The sequence below is a fragment of the Streptosporangium sp. OZ121 genome, from assembly GCF_051918885.1.
Taxonomy (GTDB): Bacteria; Actinomycetota; Actinomycetes; order Streptosporangiales; family Streptosporangiaceae; genus Streptosporangium.
The window spans coordinates 1-15,245 of sequence record NZ_JBPXMC010000048.1; the positions used below are offsets into that span (position 1 = coordinate 1).

Sequence of the window (15,245 nt, forward strand, 5' to 3'; positions counted from 1 at the left end):
GGTGGCCACGGCGAGGCTCATCGCGAGCGCGCCTGCAAGGGCAGAACGCCGGACAATGCTGAGCATGATGATCCTTTTCTGGAGAACTCGGCCACTCTAGCCTCGTCTCCCATATGCGCAACGTGGTTCGGAAAATGGTGAAGCGTTTGCGGGGGTTTCTCGCAGCGTGCGGCGGACGAAGCGCTGTAGATCTGGCCGAAATGCCCCGGCACTCGGGCCTGGCTTCCTTCCGTGGCCACGCCGATTCCCCTGGTGGACGTGGCTCGGCCTCAGGGTTCGCGGGCGCAGAGGCACGCGTCCAGGCCGCCGCCTATGAGCGCCGCGCGCTCGGGATCGGCTCGCACTGGCCCTTCGACCAATGGGGGCGTTTTCTGCCCGAGCACACCACCGCGGTCAGCCTGCTGGATCGGCTCTTGCACCACAGCATCGTCGTGGTCACCGAAGGCGAGTCCTTCCGGATGCGACAAGCCCGAACCCGAGGCCCAGGACGACTCACCAAGAAGTAGTCAACTACGAAGAGGTGGGGACTTTTTCCTGGCCACCAGCGGCGACACGCACTTGGCCGTTGACACCCTGTCTGAGTGTCAAGTACCGAATTGGAACGTCCCGCGCAGGACGGTGCCTCGCCCGCTCCAGTAGCTCTCGTAATCGGCCCGGTAGGTGACGTCTTCGAAGGCGGTGAGTACCTCACAGGTGGCGCCCGGGTGCCGGATGTTGTCATCTCTGATGACAATGGGCCTTCCGATCACACCCGGGCGGGTCAGGGTCACCTCCACCCAGGCGGTCCCTGTGGTGTCATCCGCCCGGACGCACAACTCATTGGTGGGGTCGGCGTAGCGGACGATCCCGTCTCCGACATCCCGTTGAAAGCTCGCCGCCAAGGCTGGTTGCGCGAGGATGACGCTCGCCACCGTGGCAGCGACGCCGACGGTGACCGTTTTGAGCGGGTTCATCGTTCCTCCTTCTCTCGGACAGAGATCAGCCCTCCGAAGCGCCTGGTATTAGGAGGTGAAATATGGCCTCTAGTAAGGATTCGTCATGCTCGAATCTCTCTGACGCGAGCGATCCTCTGGCCGGGGTTCACTGGAGTGATCGTTGCACGCGTCGGTAGCACCGTGGAATATGCGCGGAATACGCCTGGTTACCCGGCTTTGCTTGGCTGAACGGGTACAGCGTCCTCACCTGATGACGCTGCGGACCTTGGAGGCTCCTTGTCGAGCAGCCCGCCTTCGGCGGTCGCGCCGGTCACGACCTGGAGGCTTGCCAGATGCTCCGGTGCATCCGCCAGGCGCAGCAGATAGTTGATGTGGCGGGCCGGTGCGACCGTCTCATGCGCCAGAGGAAGTGGGCGCGATCATCGGCAGGTGATCGATGGAATCTTGTAGCGTCTGCGGACCGGTGCGCCCTGGCAGACCTGTTACGAGCGATTCGAACGCCGGGAAGAGGACCTGGGCCGACCCGGCACCGCGCCGGTGACCTTTGAGGGTGACCGCCGACCGTCTGATGGCGGTCATCCACGGCGACGGGTCGCCGAGGCCCGGCTGCCCTTCACCCGAGCCGGGAGTCCAGCGTTCTCACGCCATTCTCGTGCGAGATCCCGCGGAACAGCTCACGGGCCTCCTCCCAGACGGCCCTGGCCGTGCGGTGGTCGCCGGCGCCGTCGTGGGCGTCGCCGAGGGCGCGGAGCGTCCGCGCCAGGTAGGGGATCGAGCCGCGGGTTCGCCACACCCGGACCGAGCGTTCGAGGGTGGCGATGGCGGCGGGCAGATCTCCTTCGGCCAGGTCCAACTGCCCGAGAACGCTGAGCGCGTCGGCGAGATAATGGCCGAAGTTGCCGTCCTCGCTGTGGGCCAGCGTCAGTTCGGCGGTCGCCCTGGCCCGCTCGTCCCCGACCGCGGCGAACAGCTTCGAGAGGTAGAGCAGCGAGAACGTCTCCAGATAGCGGTAGTGCAACCGCCGTGCCATCTCCAAGGAGCTCTCCAGCAGTTCCTGGCCGCCCGTGATGTCACCGCAGAACGATTTCGCCGCGCCGAGGAACTGGGTGATCGTCGTGGTGTAGTGAGCGTTGCCGAGCGCCTCGGCGACCTTCGTCGCCTGCTCCAGGACCGTGAGCGCCCCTTGAGGGTCGTCCTCGCCATGGATGATCGCCATCACGTGATAGGCCCGCGCCTGGCCGCCGAGGTAGTCCGCGTCGGCGGCCGTCCGCAGAGCGCGCTCCGCCAGGGCGAGCGCTTGTGCACCACCGTTCCCGTCGGCCGTCATGCTCCAGGCCAGGGTCGCCAAGGCGTCGGACATTCCGGCCGGATCGTCCAGCATGGTGAACAGGTCGAGGAGCTGCGAAGCGCCGGCCCGCATCCGTGTCATCGCCGGTCCGGGGCCCGCCGGTGAGTTCCAGGTGGTGACCTCCAGGAGGCCGCGCATCAGCACGGCCTCGCCGCGCTTGTCGCCGGTCTCACGGCAGAGGGCGAGCGCCTGCTCGTGCATGCGCTGCCAGCCGTCATACAGGCCGCGCACGTTGAGGTACGTCTCGGTGGATCCCGCGAGGTCCCATGCGAGTTGGGTCAGGCGCGCCTCGCACGCCTGGGCGACCCCCGCCATCAGCGCGGCGTGCTCCGCGCCGAACCAGGCCATCGGGTCGGCCAGCAGCGGGCCGGAAACCGCCGCAGGCAGCCGCCAGCGCGGCGCACAGCCGTGCATGAGTGCGTAGCAGGGGCCCTGGACGTGCTCCGCCGCGACCTCCGCCAGCGCCAGCCACGCACCCAGGGCCCGTTCGAGCGCGGCCTGGCGCTCGGATCCGGAATCCTCGCGCTGCGCCCGCTCACGCGCGTACAACCGGATCAGGTCGTGGAACCGATACCTGAGCCTGCCCGTCTCGTCCGTCCCGGTGAGGTTCAGCAGATGAGCGTCGATCAGGGTTTCTATCTCGTGCTCCGCCTGCCGTACCGGCACGTCCAGGAGGGCCGCCACCGCCCAGGGGGCGAAATCGGGCGCGTCGAGCAGTCCAGCTAACCGGAAGGCCCGCTGCGCACCCGCGGGAAGCGTCCGGTAACTCATCTCGAATCCCGCGCGGATGTCGAGGTCGCCCGCCACAAGTTCGTCCAGCCGGTGCCGTTCCTCCCCGAGGACGCCGGCGAGGTGGGACAGACTCCACTGCCTTCTGCCGAGGAGCCTGGCCGCCGAGATGCGGACCGCCAGCGGGACCCGGCCGCACAGCCGGGTGATCTCCAGAGCCGCGTCCGGGTCGTCCTGGACGCGTTCGTCGCCGACGATCCTTCTCAGCAGGTCCATGGCCTGGGCCGACGGCAGGACGTCGAGTTCCAGCAGGCTCGTGCCCTCGAGACCGACCAGCCGGACACGTCCGGTGAGGAGCACGGCCGTGCCGGGGGCCCCGGGCAGGAGCGGCCGCACCTGCTCCTCTCCGGCGACGTTGTCGAGCAGGATGAGAATTCTGCGTCCGGCCAGGCAGCTCCGGTAGAACGCCACGCGTTCTTCCAGGGATTCGGGTATGCCGGTGGCGCTGATGCCCAGTGCGAACAGGAACCGGCTGAGCACGTCCTCCGGGCGGGCAGGGTCGGCGGAGGCACCGCGCAGGTCCGCGTAGAGCTGGCCGTCGGGAAAGCGATCCGCGATCCGGTGCGCGACGTGCACGGCGAGCGTGGTCTTGCCCAGGCCCCCCAGACCCGCGATGCTGGCCATGGCGACGGTGCCCGGCCGCGGCTTGGTGAGGACCTCGGTGAGTTCTGCCACCTCGCCGTCCCTGCCCGTGAAATCCGCGATGTCCGGCGGCAACTCGGCGGGGGTGGGGGCCGCTTGAGGTTCAGGCGTCGGGGCCGTGGCAGGGACGGGACGGTCGGCGGACAGGGCACGCATGTGCTCGCTCGGCTCGCTGCCCGGTTCATCCGACAGGCGCGCAGCAGTGTCACGGTGAGCCGGCCTGTACGGGCCCGGCCCCACAGGGGAGCCCGTGATCGTCGCCGTGATGCGAGGAACGAGGTCGAGTGAGGGGTCCTGAGTGAGGATTCTCTGATGCATGTCGTGCAGCTCTTCGGCCGGGTCCAGACCGGTCTCCTCGATCAGGGTCTTGCGGGCACGCGTGTATTCGGCGAGCGCGTCCGCCCGCCGGCCACAGCGGTACAGCGCCAGCATCAGCTGCGCGCGCAGCCGCTCCCGCAGCGGGTACTCGTTGGTGAGCGCGGTCAGCTCGCCCAACAGTCCGGCGTGGCGTCCCAGCCTCAGATCCACGGCGATCCGCGACTGCAGGACCGACAGGCGGACCTCGTCCAGCCGCGCGGCCTCCGCGGCCAGCATCGGGACATCGGTCATGCCGACGAACGCGGGCCCGCGCCAGAGACTCAGCGCCTCGTGCAGGCGGTGGGTCGCTTCCTCCGGTTCACCGGCAGCCTCCACCGCCTGCCCTGAGCCGGCCAGGTTCTCGAACCTCGCCGCATCCAGCTCGTCCCGGACCGCCGGCACCAGATAGCCGGAGCCGTGCCGCACGACGCGAGCCGGGTCGCCCAGGTGCCGCCGGAGCCGGTGGACGTAGGTCTGCATGTTCTTGGTGGCGCTCTTCGGAGGGGTGTTCCCCCACAGCGCCACAGCCAGCTGATCTTCCGAAACAGGATTACCCGCTTGGCACAGCAGAACCGCCAACAGCACCCGCGCCTTGGGCGTGCCGAGATCGAGCTGCTCACCCTCTCGCCACACCGTCAGCGGACCTAGTATCCCGAACTTCATCGCTCCCCCTTGACTGGACGCACTGTAAACCTGGACGGCCTGTTCCGGTGATCCGCTGGGTGACGAAACGATTGCGAACTCTTCTTGCCCGGGCCGAACCCCAGGACATGACCAGCCGGCTGCCGAACCGTATTACGGCCTCGTTCCACCAGGTCTGCCACGTAGGCGGCCTGAGCAGAGCGGGAGGTGCACCAGGGACATGCGGCTCTTGATACGGCTGGTTCCCGTCGGAGACGCCACGCCGGCGATCGTCCTGACCGGAGAGCTCGGCCTCACAACCCGGCCGGTCCTGGCCACTTTCCTTGATTCGATCGCCGTGCTGGACACCAGCGCTTCCACCGACCACTGCCCCGCGGTCCTGCCGCCGCGTGAGTCAGGTCACCACGACCGTTTTGGGCTATCCCCGTATCGGGGGCCGTCGCGAGTTGAAGCGGGCGACGGAGGATTACTGGGCCGGGCGGGTCGATGCCGCCGGTCTGGGGGAGACGGCCGCCGGTCTGCGCGAGCGGGTGTGGCGGGAGCTGTCGGGGCTGTGAAGGTGAAGCCGAACACCGCCTTCGGGATCGCGTGATGACGGTTGGCGGATTCCTATCCGTCAGGCTTACCGATAGTGGGCGGACTGGGCATCCTCCCTCAAACGCCGCGCCACGCGTCCAGCCGCCTTGTCGAGTTCTCCTTCGATCTGCTCCGAGCTTGCGGCGGACACCCTGGGCGCCAGGTATGGCAGTGCCAGCACGCGTTGCGTGCGCAGGTACGTCGGCGGATGGGTCGTGTCGACCCCCGTCTTCTCGACGCGGGCAAACTCGCGGTGTCGTTCGAGCTCGGTTTCGGCAACGGCGTCCACATGGGACCGGAGAGCCGCCCACAGGTTCCCGGTTTCGACGGCCACCGCGCTGGACGCGAGGAAGCTGCCGACCGAGCGCGTCCGGGTGATCAAGACGTCCAGAAGCGAAGCGGCGGCCGCGGAGCCGGCCACCTGGGCCTGCATCTCGTCAGCACGGTATTCGGCGTGTTGAGAAGAGCGGTTCAGCAGGAATTCCAGCAGGAAGATCAAGACGCGGACGGGAACGCCCAGGATCGCGAGGAGGCACCCGGTGATGAGAGCGGACACGCCGTCACCGGGTTGCCAGCCGAAGCCGGTGACGATGCGGAGCTCGTGGAGCGAGTACAGGGCACTGCCGACGACGAGGCCGTGTCTGGCGTCGCCATTCCTGGAGTGGGCCATTTCGTGGGCCAGGAGGGCGACGCGTTCCTGCGGGGTGAGGATCAGCCAGAGTGGGTAGCCGATCTCCACCAGACGGCTGCGTCGCCAGCCATAGGTACGGAATGAGGCGTTGACCGCACCGCTGATGGCGATCAGGTCTGCTCGGGGGGCCCGCAGGTCCTCGCCGATGCGGTCAACGAGGGCGTACAGGTGGGGAGCATCTGAGTGGGTGTCTGAGAGGTGATCGTTGAGCCGTCTTGCCAGGTGGGTAGGGGTGGGACATGACACGAGATCGGTTTTTACCCCTCTGATCTGACCGATGAGCAGTGGGCGCTGATCGAGCCGCTGCTTCCCGTCCCGCACTGGGATGGCCGCCCGGACAAGCACCCACGGCGAGAGGTAGTGGACGCGATCATGTACGTGGTGCGCACCGGTTGTGCCTGGCGGCAACTGCCGGCCGACTTTCCGCCCTGGCAGACCGTCTACTGGCACTTCGTACGCTGGGAAGACCAGGGGGTAACTCAGCAGATCATGGATGTGCTGCGTCGGCGGGTCCGCAGGAGCGTCGGCCGCAAGACCGAGCCATCGGCCGCGGTGCTGGACTCCCAAAGCGTCAAAGGGGCCGACACCGTCGGCCGAGACAGCCGCGGCTACGACGCGAACAAGAAGATCAACGGCCGCAAACGGTTCGTGGCCACCGACACCCTCGGGCTGCTGCTGGCGGTGATGGTGCGTCCGGCCAGTGTGCAGGACCGCGCCGGCGCCACCACGATGCTGCTGGGGCTATATCTGACCGGTCGCTGCCGGGTCGTGTTCGCTGATCAGGGCTTTGCCGGGCGGCTCGTGCTCTGGGCACGTGAGGTGCTGGGCATCATCGTACACATCGTCGGTAAATCCCCTTCTCAGCACGGCTTTCAGGTACACCCCAGGCGGTGGGTGGTGGAACGGGCACTGGCCTGGCTGATGGCATATCGGCGGTTGGCCCGTGATTATGAACGTCGGCCGCCGACCAGTGAGGCGATGATCCGCTGGGCCGGGATCAATACCCTCCTACGGCGCATCACCCGAGGCCACCCCGCTCAGCGGCCCGGACCCCGCCCCCTTCAACGGGTTCACTGAACTTCACGAACACTGCTCAGCCGCCTTCTCACCTCAGCTCGGCTGCCGACGCAGCCCATGAAATCGGAGGACCGTCTCACGCTGTTGCTCGATGGAACCGATCTCGCAGGGCTGAGCCGGTGCGAACAGGTCGACTTCCTCAAATGCATCGCCTGGTGGTCTGGGCGCCAAGACGTATCCGAGGCGACCGTTGGTGAACTGTCGGAGTTGGCCTGATGGCCAGACGTCCGATCGTGCTCCCTGGCAGCAGAGGTTGAGCCCTTCGGCTTCCAGCCGGCGGCGGAGCTCGAGGAGACAATCCAGCAGATCTTCGCCCTCCACCTCCAGCAGGAGACCGCAGCGCGTGAGGACGAGCCGAGCCGGCACAGCGTCATAGAGCGTGAGGGTCGACGCTGCGATCCTGCCCTCCTGGTCGACAACGTCTAGTTGAAGGATTTCGTTAGGCGATGTCTGCATAGACGATCAGCTTAGGGCTGGCGCCGTCGACTGCCTGGGCGTGCTGTTGCGTCGTCCTCTGTCTCATGTTCTGGCATAGAACGACCTCGTGATCACCTCTCAAACACTCACTGAGCGGGTGAGGGGTATGGCCGAGGCAGGGAAGGGGGCAGGGCGGGGACGCAGCAGCCAGGCGAGGTCCAGGGCCACAAGGCCGAACAGGATGCCGGTTATCGTCAGACGAGTGACCAGGTATGCGCCGGTGACCAGGAAGGCCGGTGCCAGAAGGTGGACGACCGAGGCAAGGATGTAGCCGCTGGTCCGGGACACGCGACCGGCCGCTCGGCGCGACTGGACGGGAGCCGAAGGAAAGGGCGGGAAAGGTCCCGGAGGTCGCGGCGGTTCCTGGAATGCGCTCGGTGTTTCGGCCGGTAGATCGGTGGACACGACGAACAAAATGTCAGAACCCGAGAATGGCGGCAAGACGCCGAAAGTGGCCGGTCATGCGGCCGAGCCTGGATCACCTCTCCGGATCCGGTGCAGAAGAGTGAACGCGACTTCCGGATGACTGGACCGCATCCTTGCGAAGTCACTCCATGGTTCATGGGGGAGGAGAGCCCGCGTCCGTGGAACGGGCAGGTTCCCTCCAGCCGGCCGGGGGCAGCTGGGGGAGGCCGCCTCTGGCATATGCTCGTTGCGCGGTAGCTGTCGGGGGCGGGGCTGGACGCGGTGCCGTCCAACACCTTCTCCCTGTATGACCACGTGCTGGACACCACCGTCATGGTGGGCGCGGTGCCCGAGCGGTTCGCCGGGGCGGCCGATCCGTACTTCGCGATGGCCCGGGGCGCCGAGGGGGTGGCGCCGCTGGAGATGACCAAGTGGTTTGACACCAACTACCACTAGTTCAACCGCAAAGGCAACTATTTGCGGGGGAGCGGTCGGCGTAGCGGCTCATTGAGCGATCGATGCTCTGAGCTGCCAGAACGTCTGGGCAACGGGCCAGATAGGTCCTTGAGCTACATGATCGAGATCGCGTTAGCGGGTCGACCCGCGAGGATTTTCATTACTTGGTCAAGGCAGTCCGCCTGCGGCGGCCTGCGCGCGTCGGGCGGTCGCTGGCCGCGCTGCGGCTCTCCGGCCGGTCGCGGCCAGCGCCGCCCACGCGCATGACCACCGCTACGAAGGACCCGAGACGGTGAAGCTCAACGACGAAAGGGACATCAACTCGGGTATCGCATTCTCAGCTCGTCCATTGCGAGGTCCCAGAAGGACTTGTAACGGTTGGCGCCAGCCAGCCATGGCGCGAGATACCAGGCTTCCCATTCACCTTCAGGAGTTTGGACGTGGGGGTTGAGGAGAACGACTCCATCGTCCCAATACCCGGCCAGAAGGGTGTCGGATACATACTCCCCTCTCGTGTCGCCGGAGACTTGCTCGTGTCCATAGACGAAGTAGAGCTCGTCGGGCACGCTCCATGAGTTCTCGGGCTTGGGTTCTGACCAGCTCTCGGCGACCGAGGGGTCGACGTCACGGAGCCAGCCGACTTCTTCGATACGCAACAGGCAGCAGTCATCGTCGCTGCCCCACCCGTTGGCGAACAGGAGAAACTGCCGGTAACTCTGCGGCAGCTCCACACCCAGCCGCTCTTCAAGCTCGCGGACCTCTGCTTCGGTAGCCGGAGGGCACAGATCGCCGAGTGGACTGACGGCCGGGTGATCAGAACCCTCAGTCACTAGATGCTTTGCAGGAAAGCGTTCAGACCATGCGTACTGGGCACTCATTGTGAAAAAGATATCCCGTTCTGCATCCTCAGGGCGTCAGCGCTCCGCGTCGCTGTCCGGCGCGGCGCGCCCGCCCGCGCCGCACGGACATCGGGACCGGGCATGCAGCCTGGAGGCCGGTCCCGTCCCGCGCCCGCCCGGCGCGGACGGCCGGGCCCCGCCGCCCGCCGCACCAGCCCGCCCGCCGTACCGAACACCGCGCCGACCGTGAACGCACTGCCGCCCGCTTCGACCACCGGCCCAACCGCTACGCGGCCCCTACGGGGTCCTTCGGATTGCGCCGGCCGCTCCGCTCGTGTTCATCAGGAACGCTCGAATGGGGGAGTAACACCTCTGCCGTCCCGCTTCCGATGCGCGGGCCTGGCGGCCCTGTGCTTCGGGTCGGGTTGCCACCGAATGACATGGTGACCAACAGCAAGAGGGACCTATCCCCGCCGCCGTCAGATGTCCCTGGCCTGCCGTAGCCGGTCCAACGTGTCGTTGACCAGGTGACCGAGGTTTCCCAGTTCGTGCGCCATCCGGTGACGTTCGTTGTCCTCCCAAGCCCTGATGGCCGCATCAAGGGTGCCGAACCTATGGGCAGTGATGATGATCTCTTGGCCGTTGACTCGCTTCGTGGCCGCATCGCCCAGGATGACCCAGCCGTACACGGTCACGTCCCCCGAGCGGCCAGGATCAGGTCGACCACCTTTTCCGGATGTTCCTGCCTGACTGTCTGAAGGTCGGCACCGTTGCGGATGGACACCAGGTAGCAGCCCGAGCGCGGACCCATGGTCACCGTGGCTTCGCACCAACCCTGCGGACCTTTCACGGTCAGCTCCGGCGGGTGTCGCTCCATCCACGATCGGAGCGGAGGCTGGTCGGGCCAGGCCACCGCGCTGTTGGCGAACAGCCCCAGGCTGATCGTGTGATGACGGTGAGCACGGATTCCCCGCTCGATGAGAAGTCGTTGCACGACGGCCAGAGCCCTGTCGTGGCTCTCCACCGTCGCCTCGTCAACGACAGGCGGGACGGCTCTACAGTTGTCCATGGGTCGCACCTCTCTGTGCGATCAAGGAACCCGTACGGCGTGACCGCGCCTGCGGGTTCCGCTTTTTCACGGTCCTCCCATGACAGCGCCCCACCAGCACGCGGAGATAGGGCGGGACAGGGGAGACCAGGGGAGAGAAGAGGAGTAAGAGGCTCAGCGGAAGGGGAATAGGGGAGACTGAGGGAGAGACGCAGACCCCTATCTCCAGAGGTAACGCGATGCGCGACGTTCCAGCTTGGGCGCGACGGCTACGCGCCGAACGGCGTAACCGGCTGTGGACTCAGCGGGAAATGGCCCGAGCGTTGACCGATCTGGCCGACGAACGCACGCGTAGCCGTATGCCGGGACGGGATTCCGTCACCCGCATGATCAAAGACTGGGAAGCGGGTAGGCATAAGCCGAGGGATCCATACCGGCTGCTTTACTGCCGAGCTTTCGACCTGGACGAGAATGAACTGTTCAGCGTGGAAAGCACGTCACGCACCGAGTCGGAGGATGATGTGCTACGCAGAGAATTTCTCGGTGCGTCCGTGGCGACTGTAAGCATTGCCGCTATTCCCGTACCGTTTGAGAGTCTTCCTCAGGGGCGACGCGTCAATGATGAGCTTGTCGTTTCGCTTCGCAAGCGCATTGCGCGGCTACGTCGAATCGACGACTATCTAGGTGGCGCCGAAACCTATCCTCTCTATGCTGCCGAGCTTGAGAGAACGAGCACACTCGTCAACGAGGCCAGTTATACACAGAAGACGGGAAGAGCGCTTCTAAGCGTGGTCAGCGAGCAAGCACAACAGGCGGGATGGGCTGCCTTCGACGCGGGATGGGCCAAGAAAGCGAGGCAGCTTTTCAAGAAAAGCCTGTCGGCCGCCACTGATGCCGGGGACACCGCCCTTCTTGCCAACTCGCTGGCGTTCCTGGCCTATCAGAAAGTGAGCTACGGCTCTCCGGGGATTCAGGAAGCGGATGCTTCGTGCCGGGTAGCGGAGCGAGGGACTCCCCCTGCGGTCAGGGCACTCCTGCTGGAGCGGGCGGCATGGGCTTACGCGTCTGAAGGGCAGAGATACCAGGTTGAGGTCGAAAGAGCCCTTGAAGAGGCCGGTAGGGCCCTTGAAGAGAGCAGTGGTGAGCCGAATCCAGATTGGGCACTCTGGGTTGACCGGCTCGAACTTCAGATCATGACGGGACGGTGCTGGGTCGCGCTGAATCAGCCCGTTAAGGCTATTGCCGTTCTTGAGGATGCCCTCTCGAAGTACGAGGACACCCGCGCCCGAGACAAGTCTCTCTATACGACTTGGCTTTCGGAAGCGTATCTAGACGCCGGGGAGATCGAACGCGCATCCGCCGCCCTGAGTCAGTCGCTGAGCCTCTCCATGGATGTCGCGTCAATTCGTCCACGCCAGCGCGTCAGTGCCGTTCTTGAGCGACTTGAGGATCACAGATCGCTGCCATCCGTCGCCGAACTTTTCGACCGCATGGCTACGCCGTCGTCTTGCTCAGCCATTCCAAGTACGGAGCCGACCCACCGTCAATCGATGTGAAGGTCACTTCAGGGTTGTTCCACGGGTGCTCGGATAGCAAATGCGCCTCCAAGTCCGGGTAGCGCTCCGCAGTCGTCCTCAGGAAGATCTGCCACTCTTCCCCTTCTCCCATTTTTCCCTCATGCCAGAAAACAGATTGCGCAGGCCCGAAGACTTGGCCCGATGCCGCCAATTTCGCGCGGACGGCAGATCTGAGGAGATTCATCGCCGCATCACGGCTGTCCACTGTGGTCGAAACCTGAAGGTAGTCAGTCATGCGGCCAAGCCTAGATCACTTCCCCAGATCCGGTACAGAAGAGTGAAGGGGGCTTCAGGACGACTGAAACACATCCCCATGAAGTCACCCCATTTCAGGATGAGTTTGTTCTTTGGTGATCTCGCGGGCAGTGGCGATGCGTTGCCGAAGTCAGTTGAGCCCAGAAGGGTTCGCCGTGCCGGTGGCCGCTTCCGGATAGCACCTCTCAGACGGGGTGATGCCGGTCTTCGGCAGGATCGGGCAGACCCAGAAGGCTACCTCTACTGCTGGCCTGCCGCTGGCCGGCTCGGTCTGGAGACAGGGGCGGGTTATGCTCGTGGTGCGGTTGGTTCTTCCGGTGTCGTGTTGGTGTCGGGAGTCGTAAGAGGGAACCCGGTGTGATTCCGGGACTGCCCCGCAGCGGTGAGTGGGAACGAACGCCGTCATCGGCACTGGACGCTTGTGCGTCTGGGAAGCGACGGTCAGTAGGAATTGTGTGTGGTGCCCGCGAGTCCGAAGACCTGCCAGTCGCCCGTGCGCCGTCCGGTGTGCGGTGATCCGTGGCCTCGTGGGAGGGCCTGGGATGCGTCTTTCCCGGATGGGTCCTGCGCGTGGCCGTGGGTCGGCATGGCATGAGCCGAGGGAAGGACGCCATGAGTCAGGTCACCACGACCGTTTTGGGTTACCCCCGTATCGGGGGCCGTCGCGAGTTGAAGCGGGCGACGGAGGATTACTGGGCCGGGCGCACAGATGCCGCCGGGTTGCAGGAGACGGCCGCCGGGTTGCGCGAGCGGGTGTGGCGGGAGCTGTCGGGGGCGGGGCTGGATGCGGTGCCGTCCAACACCTTCTCCCTGTATGACCACGTGCTGGACGCGATCGCGCTGGTGGGCGCGGTGCCCGAGCGGTTCTCCGGGGTCGCGGATCCGTACTTCGCGATGGCCCGGGGTGCCGAGGGGGTGGCGCCGCTGGAGATGACCAAGTGGTTCGACACCAACTACCACTAGTTCAACCGCAAAGGCAACTATTTGCGGGGGAGCGGTCGGCGTAGCGGCTCATTGAGCGATCGATGCTCTGAGCTGCCAGAACGTCTGGGCAACGGGCCAGATAGGTCCTTGAGCTACATGATCGAGATCGCGTTAGCGGGTCGACCCGCGAGGATTTTCATTACTTGGTCAAGGCGTCGGCGTAAACGCCGCCGCACCTACGCAGTCCTCTCTGTGCGAGCTGCGGCTTTTAGGTTGATCTCACGCAGGCTTTTACCTGCACTAAGCCTGACCAGATAATTATTCTAGACGGGCGGCTATCCGGGATCCACCATGGTTTACGCTTTTTATCAGTACATGCCTCTAGCGGGGACTCAGCTCTGGGGTGAGCGCGACGAACCCTGCAAACCAAAGAGCTAGGGGAAAGGTTGTTATTCCAATGGGGAGCTCCAGATTTGATCTCTGGTCCTAAACTTTCTGCTTTTATATGAAGGAGGCAGATAGAAAGATCTCAGGAGGCTGGTTTTTGAGGCTCTGTTGGCGGGGTCTCCGAAGCCGACACCTGTGATGCTTCCAACGTTACATCAGGGTATGCGCTTTTGAGGGTGGCAACTTCGGCATTTATCTGAGTCCTGAACTTTTCAATATCCATTACGCGTCGAGCAACGCGAACCGTTTGGTAGCTGTATCGAAATAGGAGGGTTGCTAGTGGTATATACATAACAGCATCAAGCAGGTTTAGTGCATTTACCCATGGGTCGGTTATTAGGCCAATGGTCGTTATCGTATTAATGCCTAGCATGGCGTTAATAATAAAGGATAATATAAAGCCAGGAATGCCGATAAGTAGCCATATCGCATTTAATACTAAGATGCGATAGCCGATAAAGGCGATGAATTTGAGTGGGTCTTTTTTGTACTCCTCCGCTTCCTTGAGGTCCTTCTCAAGAATCCCGCGCCTGATGTTCGACTGGATGGAGCTGCGCCTTGCGCGCCACCGCTGAATCTTGACTGTGATAAAAGGAGAAAGTATGGATATTGGTATCGACACAAGGGCGCCGAGCAGAAAGAAGGTAAAGTCATTCATTTTCGATACCTCACGGATTCAACCTAGGCGGGGTGAGTCGCCATACGTGCGAGCGCCATCTGGCAGGCAGCTCCTCGTTGTCATGGGCTCCAATGGGCACCCAACGTCAGCGAAAAGTCAACATTGCTCTAGTGTGTGATCGTTGTGGATGGTGCTCGGCGTTACAGGATCTGCAACGGTTCATGCTGAACTGGTCTTTCTAGGCCATGACGACCGCCTACTTTGGTTCCGGTCATTCGTGGCTAAGGCGATCGACGCCGAAGCCCTCCTCCGTTAGGTTTCGGCGCCAAGTAACCACGGATGAGGTGACAGCAGTGCTGACAGCAACGTCCTCACAGGTCAACACATCCGTGCCGCCACGTATATGCACGTGACCACGGCGTTTATCATCCGAGCTAGGTGATTGCTCCGCCTGAAAAGCGGACGGTCGTGCTGCTATGAGGCTGATGAGGAGGCCGCAGGTTCACCTGCATCATTAGGGCGTCAGCGCTCCTCGCCGCAGTCCGGCGCGGCACGCCCGCCCGCGCCGCCCGGACATCGGGACCGGGCATGCGGCCTGGAGGCCGGTCCCGTCCCGCGCCCGCCCGGCGCGGACGGCCGGACCCCGCCGCCCGCCGCACCAGCCCGCCCGCCGTACCGAACGCCGCGCCGACCGTGGACGCACTGCCGCCCGCTCCGACCACCGGCCCAACCGCTACGCGGCCCCTCCGGGGTCCTTCGGATTGCGCCGGCCGCTCCGCTCGTGTTCATCAGGAACGCCCGAATGTGGGAGTAACATCTCTGCCGCCCCGCTTCCGATGCTCGGGCCTGGCGGCCCTGTGCTTCGGGTCGGGTTGCCACCGGATGACATGGCTACCAACAGTGAGAGTGACCTACTCCGGCCGCCTCCTTCAGGTATCCCTGGCCTGTCGTAGCCGGTCCAACGCGTCGTTGACCAGACGGCCTAGGTTTCCCAGTTCGTGCGCCATCCGGTGACGTTCGTTGTCCTCCCAAGCCCTGATGGCCGCCCCGAGGTTGCCCGACCTACCGGCAGTGATGATGACCTCTTGGCCGTTGACGCGCTTCGTAGCCGCATCGCCCAGGATGACCCAGCCGTACACGC

General features: G+C 64.7%; 14 protein-coding genes, 1 pseudogene and 1 riboswitch. Of the genes and pseudogenes, 6 read left to right on the top strand and 9 right to left on the bottom strand.

Going from position 1 to position 15,245, the window contains the following annotated elements; translation table 11 throughout:
- Positions 1 to 113 precede the first annotated feature (113 nt).
- Positions 114 to 506 carry an ATP-binding protein gene (locus tag ACTOQ1_RS41085; RefSeq protein WP_440073800.1) on the top strand — a complete coding sequence of 131 codons (393 nt, stop codon included), beginning with the start codon at positions 114 to 116 and terminating at the stop codon, positions 504 to 506.
- Between the two features lie 78 nt (positions 507 to 584).
- Here ACTOQ1_RS41085 and ACTOQ1_RS41090 read toward each other — a convergent pair whose 3' ends face one another.
- Both ACTOQ1_RS41090 and ACTOQ1_RS41095 read right to left on the bottom strand, forming a co-directional pair.
- A complete protein-coding gene (locus ACTOQ1_RS41090; protein WP_440073801.1) occupies positions 585 to 953 on the bottom strand; it encodes a hypothetical protein in 369 nt (122 codons plus the stop codon).
- Positions 954 to 1,548: 595 nt separating this feature from the next.
- Positions 1,549 to 4,734 carry an AfsR/SARP family transcriptional regulator gene (locus tag ACTOQ1_RS41095; RefSeq protein ID WP_440073802.1) on the bottom strand — a complete coding sequence of 1,062 codons (3,186 nt, stop codon included), beginning with the start codon at positions 4,732 to 4,734 and terminating at the stop codon, positions 1,549 to 1,551.
- 368 nt (positions 4,735 to 5,102) lie between these two features.
- On the opposite strand from ACTOQ1_RS41095, the gene ACTOQ1_RS41100 reads away from it, so the two are divergent.
- On the top strand, positions 5,103 to 5,270 hold the full coding sequence (locus tag ACTOQ1_RS41100; RefSeq protein ID WP_440073803.1) for a hypothetical protein: 168 nt from the start codon (positions 5,103 to 5,105) through the stop codon (positions 5,268 to 5,270).
- 65 nt (positions 5,271 to 5,335) lie between these two features.
- Here ACTOQ1_RS41100 and ACTOQ1_RS41105 read toward each other — a convergent pair whose 3' ends face one another.
- Positions 5,336 to 6,301, bottom strand: a complete 966-nt coding sequence (locus tag ACTOQ1_RS41105; RefSeq protein WP_440073804.1) for a M48 family metallopeptidase — start codon at positions 6,299 to 6,301, stop codon at positions 5,336 to 5,338.
- Between ACTOQ1_RS41105 and ACTOQ1_RS41110 the strand changes: the two genes are divergently transcribed.
- On the top strand, positions 6,284 to 7,057 hold the full coding sequence (locus ACTOQ1_RS41110; protein WP_440073855.1) for an IS5 family transposase: 774 nt from the start codon (positions 6,284 to 6,286) through the stop codon (positions 7,055 to 7,057). The two genes, ACTOQ1_RS41105 and ACTOQ1_RS41110, sit on opposite strands and share 18 nt — an antisense overlap.
- Positions 7,058 to 8,197: 1,140 nt before the next feature.
- A pseudogene (locus ACTOQ1_RS41115) lies at positions 8,198 to 8,392 on the top strand (hypothetical protein); the annotation flags it as partial.
- Positions 8,393 to 8,712: 320 nt separating this feature from the next.
- Here ACTOQ1_RS41115 and ACTOQ1_RS41120 read toward each other — a convergent pair.
- The 3 genes from ACTOQ1_RS41120 to ACTOQ1_RS41130 form a co-directional block, all read right to left on the bottom strand.
- Positions 8,713 to 9,273, bottom strand: coding sequence for an SMI1/KNR4 family protein (locus ACTOQ1_RS41120; RefSeq protein ID WP_440073805.1), 561 nt, complete (start codon positions 9,271 to 9,273; stop codon positions 8,713 to 8,715).
- Positions 9,274 to 9,713: 440 nt separating this feature from the next.
- Positions 9,714 to 9,923, bottom strand: a complete 210-nt coding sequence (locus ACTOQ1_RS41125) for a hypothetical protein (protein ID WP_440073806.1) — start codon at positions 9,921 to 9,923, stop codon at positions 9,714 to 9,716.
- 2 nt (positions 9,924 to 9,925) lie between these two features.
- Positions 9,926 to 10,303, bottom strand: coding sequence for a hypothetical protein (locus tag ACTOQ1_RS41130; protein ID WP_440073807.1), 378 nt, complete (start codon positions 10,301 to 10,303; stop codon positions 9,926 to 9,928).
- Positions 10,304 to 10,668: 365 nt separating this feature from the next.
- On the opposite strand from ACTOQ1_RS41130, the gene ACTOQ1_RS41135 reads away from it, so the two are divergent.
- Entirely contained in the window at positions 10,669 to 11,838 is a 1,170-nt protein-coding gene (locus ACTOQ1_RS41135) for a hypothetical protein (protein WP_440073809.1), read from the top strand.
- Here ACTOQ1_RS41135 and cutA read toward each other — a convergent pair.
- Positions 11,777 to 12,094 carry a divalent-cation tolerance protein CutA gene (cutA, locus tag ACTOQ1_RS41140; protein ID WP_440073810.1) on the bottom strand — a complete coding sequence of 106 codons (318 nt, stop codon included), beginning with the start codon at positions 12,092 to 12,094 and terminating at the stop codon, positions 11,777 to 11,779. The two genes, ACTOQ1_RS41135 and cutA, sit on opposite strands and share 62 nt — an antisense overlap.
- A 309-nt stretch (positions 12,095 to 12,403) precedes the next feature.
- A riboswitch (cobalamin riboswitch) is annotated at positions 12,404 to 12,616 on the top strand.
- 110 nt (positions 12,617 to 12,726) lie between these two features.
- Here cutA and ACTOQ1_RS41145 point away from each other — a divergent pair.
- A complete protein-coding gene (locus tag ACTOQ1_RS41145) occupies positions 12,727 to 13,077 on the top strand; it encodes a hypothetical protein (RefSeq protein WP_440073812.1) in 351 nt (116 codons plus the stop codon).
- 490 nt (positions 13,078 to 13,567) lie between these two features.
- Here the strand turns inward: ACTOQ1_RS41145 and ACTOQ1_RS41150 are convergent, their stop codons facing one another.
- On the bottom strand, positions 13,568 to 14,143 hold the full coding sequence (locus ACTOQ1_RS41150; RefSeq protein WP_440073813.1) for a hypothetical protein: 576 nt from the start codon (positions 14,141 to 14,143) through the stop codon (positions 13,568 to 13,570).
- An 890-nt stretch (positions 14,144 to 15,033) separates the two neighbouring features.
- Complete coding sequence (locus ACTOQ1_RS41155) at positions 15,034 to 15,243, bottom strand: hypothetical protein (RefSeq protein WP_440073815.1); 210 nt, start codon at positions 15,241 to 15,243, stop codon at positions 15,034 to 15,036.
- Positions 15,244 to 15,245: the final 2 nt, after the last annotated feature.

What these genes read in the sequence shown, in the direction of transcription:
- cutA (WP_440073810.1), bottom strand. Translation starts at nt 12,094, where the DNA reads ATGACTGACTACCTTCAGGTTTCGACCACAGTGGACAGCCGTGATGCG.
- ACTOQ1_RS41150 (WP_440073813.1), bottom strand. Translation starts at nt 14,143, where the DNA reads ATGAATGACTTTACCTTCTTTCTGCTCGGCGCCCTTGTGTCGATACCA.
- ACTOQ1_RS41085 (WP_440073800.1), top strand. Translation starts at nt 114, where the DNA reads ATGCGCAACGTGGTTCGGAAAATGGTGAAGCGTTTGCGGGGGTTTCTC.
- ACTOQ1_RS41130 (WP_440073807.1), bottom strand. Translation starts at nt 10,303, where the DNA reads ATGGACAACTGTAGAGCCGTCCCGCCTGTCGTTGACGAGGCGACGGTG.
- ACTOQ1_RS41145 (WP_440073812.1), top strand. Translation starts at nt 12,727, where the DNA reads ATGAGTCAGGTCACCACGACCGTTTTGGGTTACCCCCGTATCGGGGGC.
- ACTOQ1_RS41095 (WP_440073802.1), bottom strand. Translation starts at nt 4,734, where the DNA reads ATGAAGTTCGGGATACTAGGTCCGCTGACGGTGTGGCGAGAGGGTGAG.
- ACTOQ1_RS41120 (WP_440073805.1), bottom strand. Translation starts at nt 9,273, where the DNA reads ATGAGTGCCCAGTACGCATGGTCTGAACGCTTTCCTGCAAAGCATCTA.
- ACTOQ1_RS41135 (WP_440073809.1), top strand. Translation starts at nt 10,669, where the DNA reads ATGATCAAAGACTGGGAAGCGGGTAGGCATAAGCCGAGGGATCCATAC.
- ACTOQ1_RS41090 (WP_440073801.1), bottom strand. Translation starts at nt 953, where the DNA reads ATGAACCCGCTCAAAACGGTCACCGTCGGCGTCGCTGCCACGGTGGCG.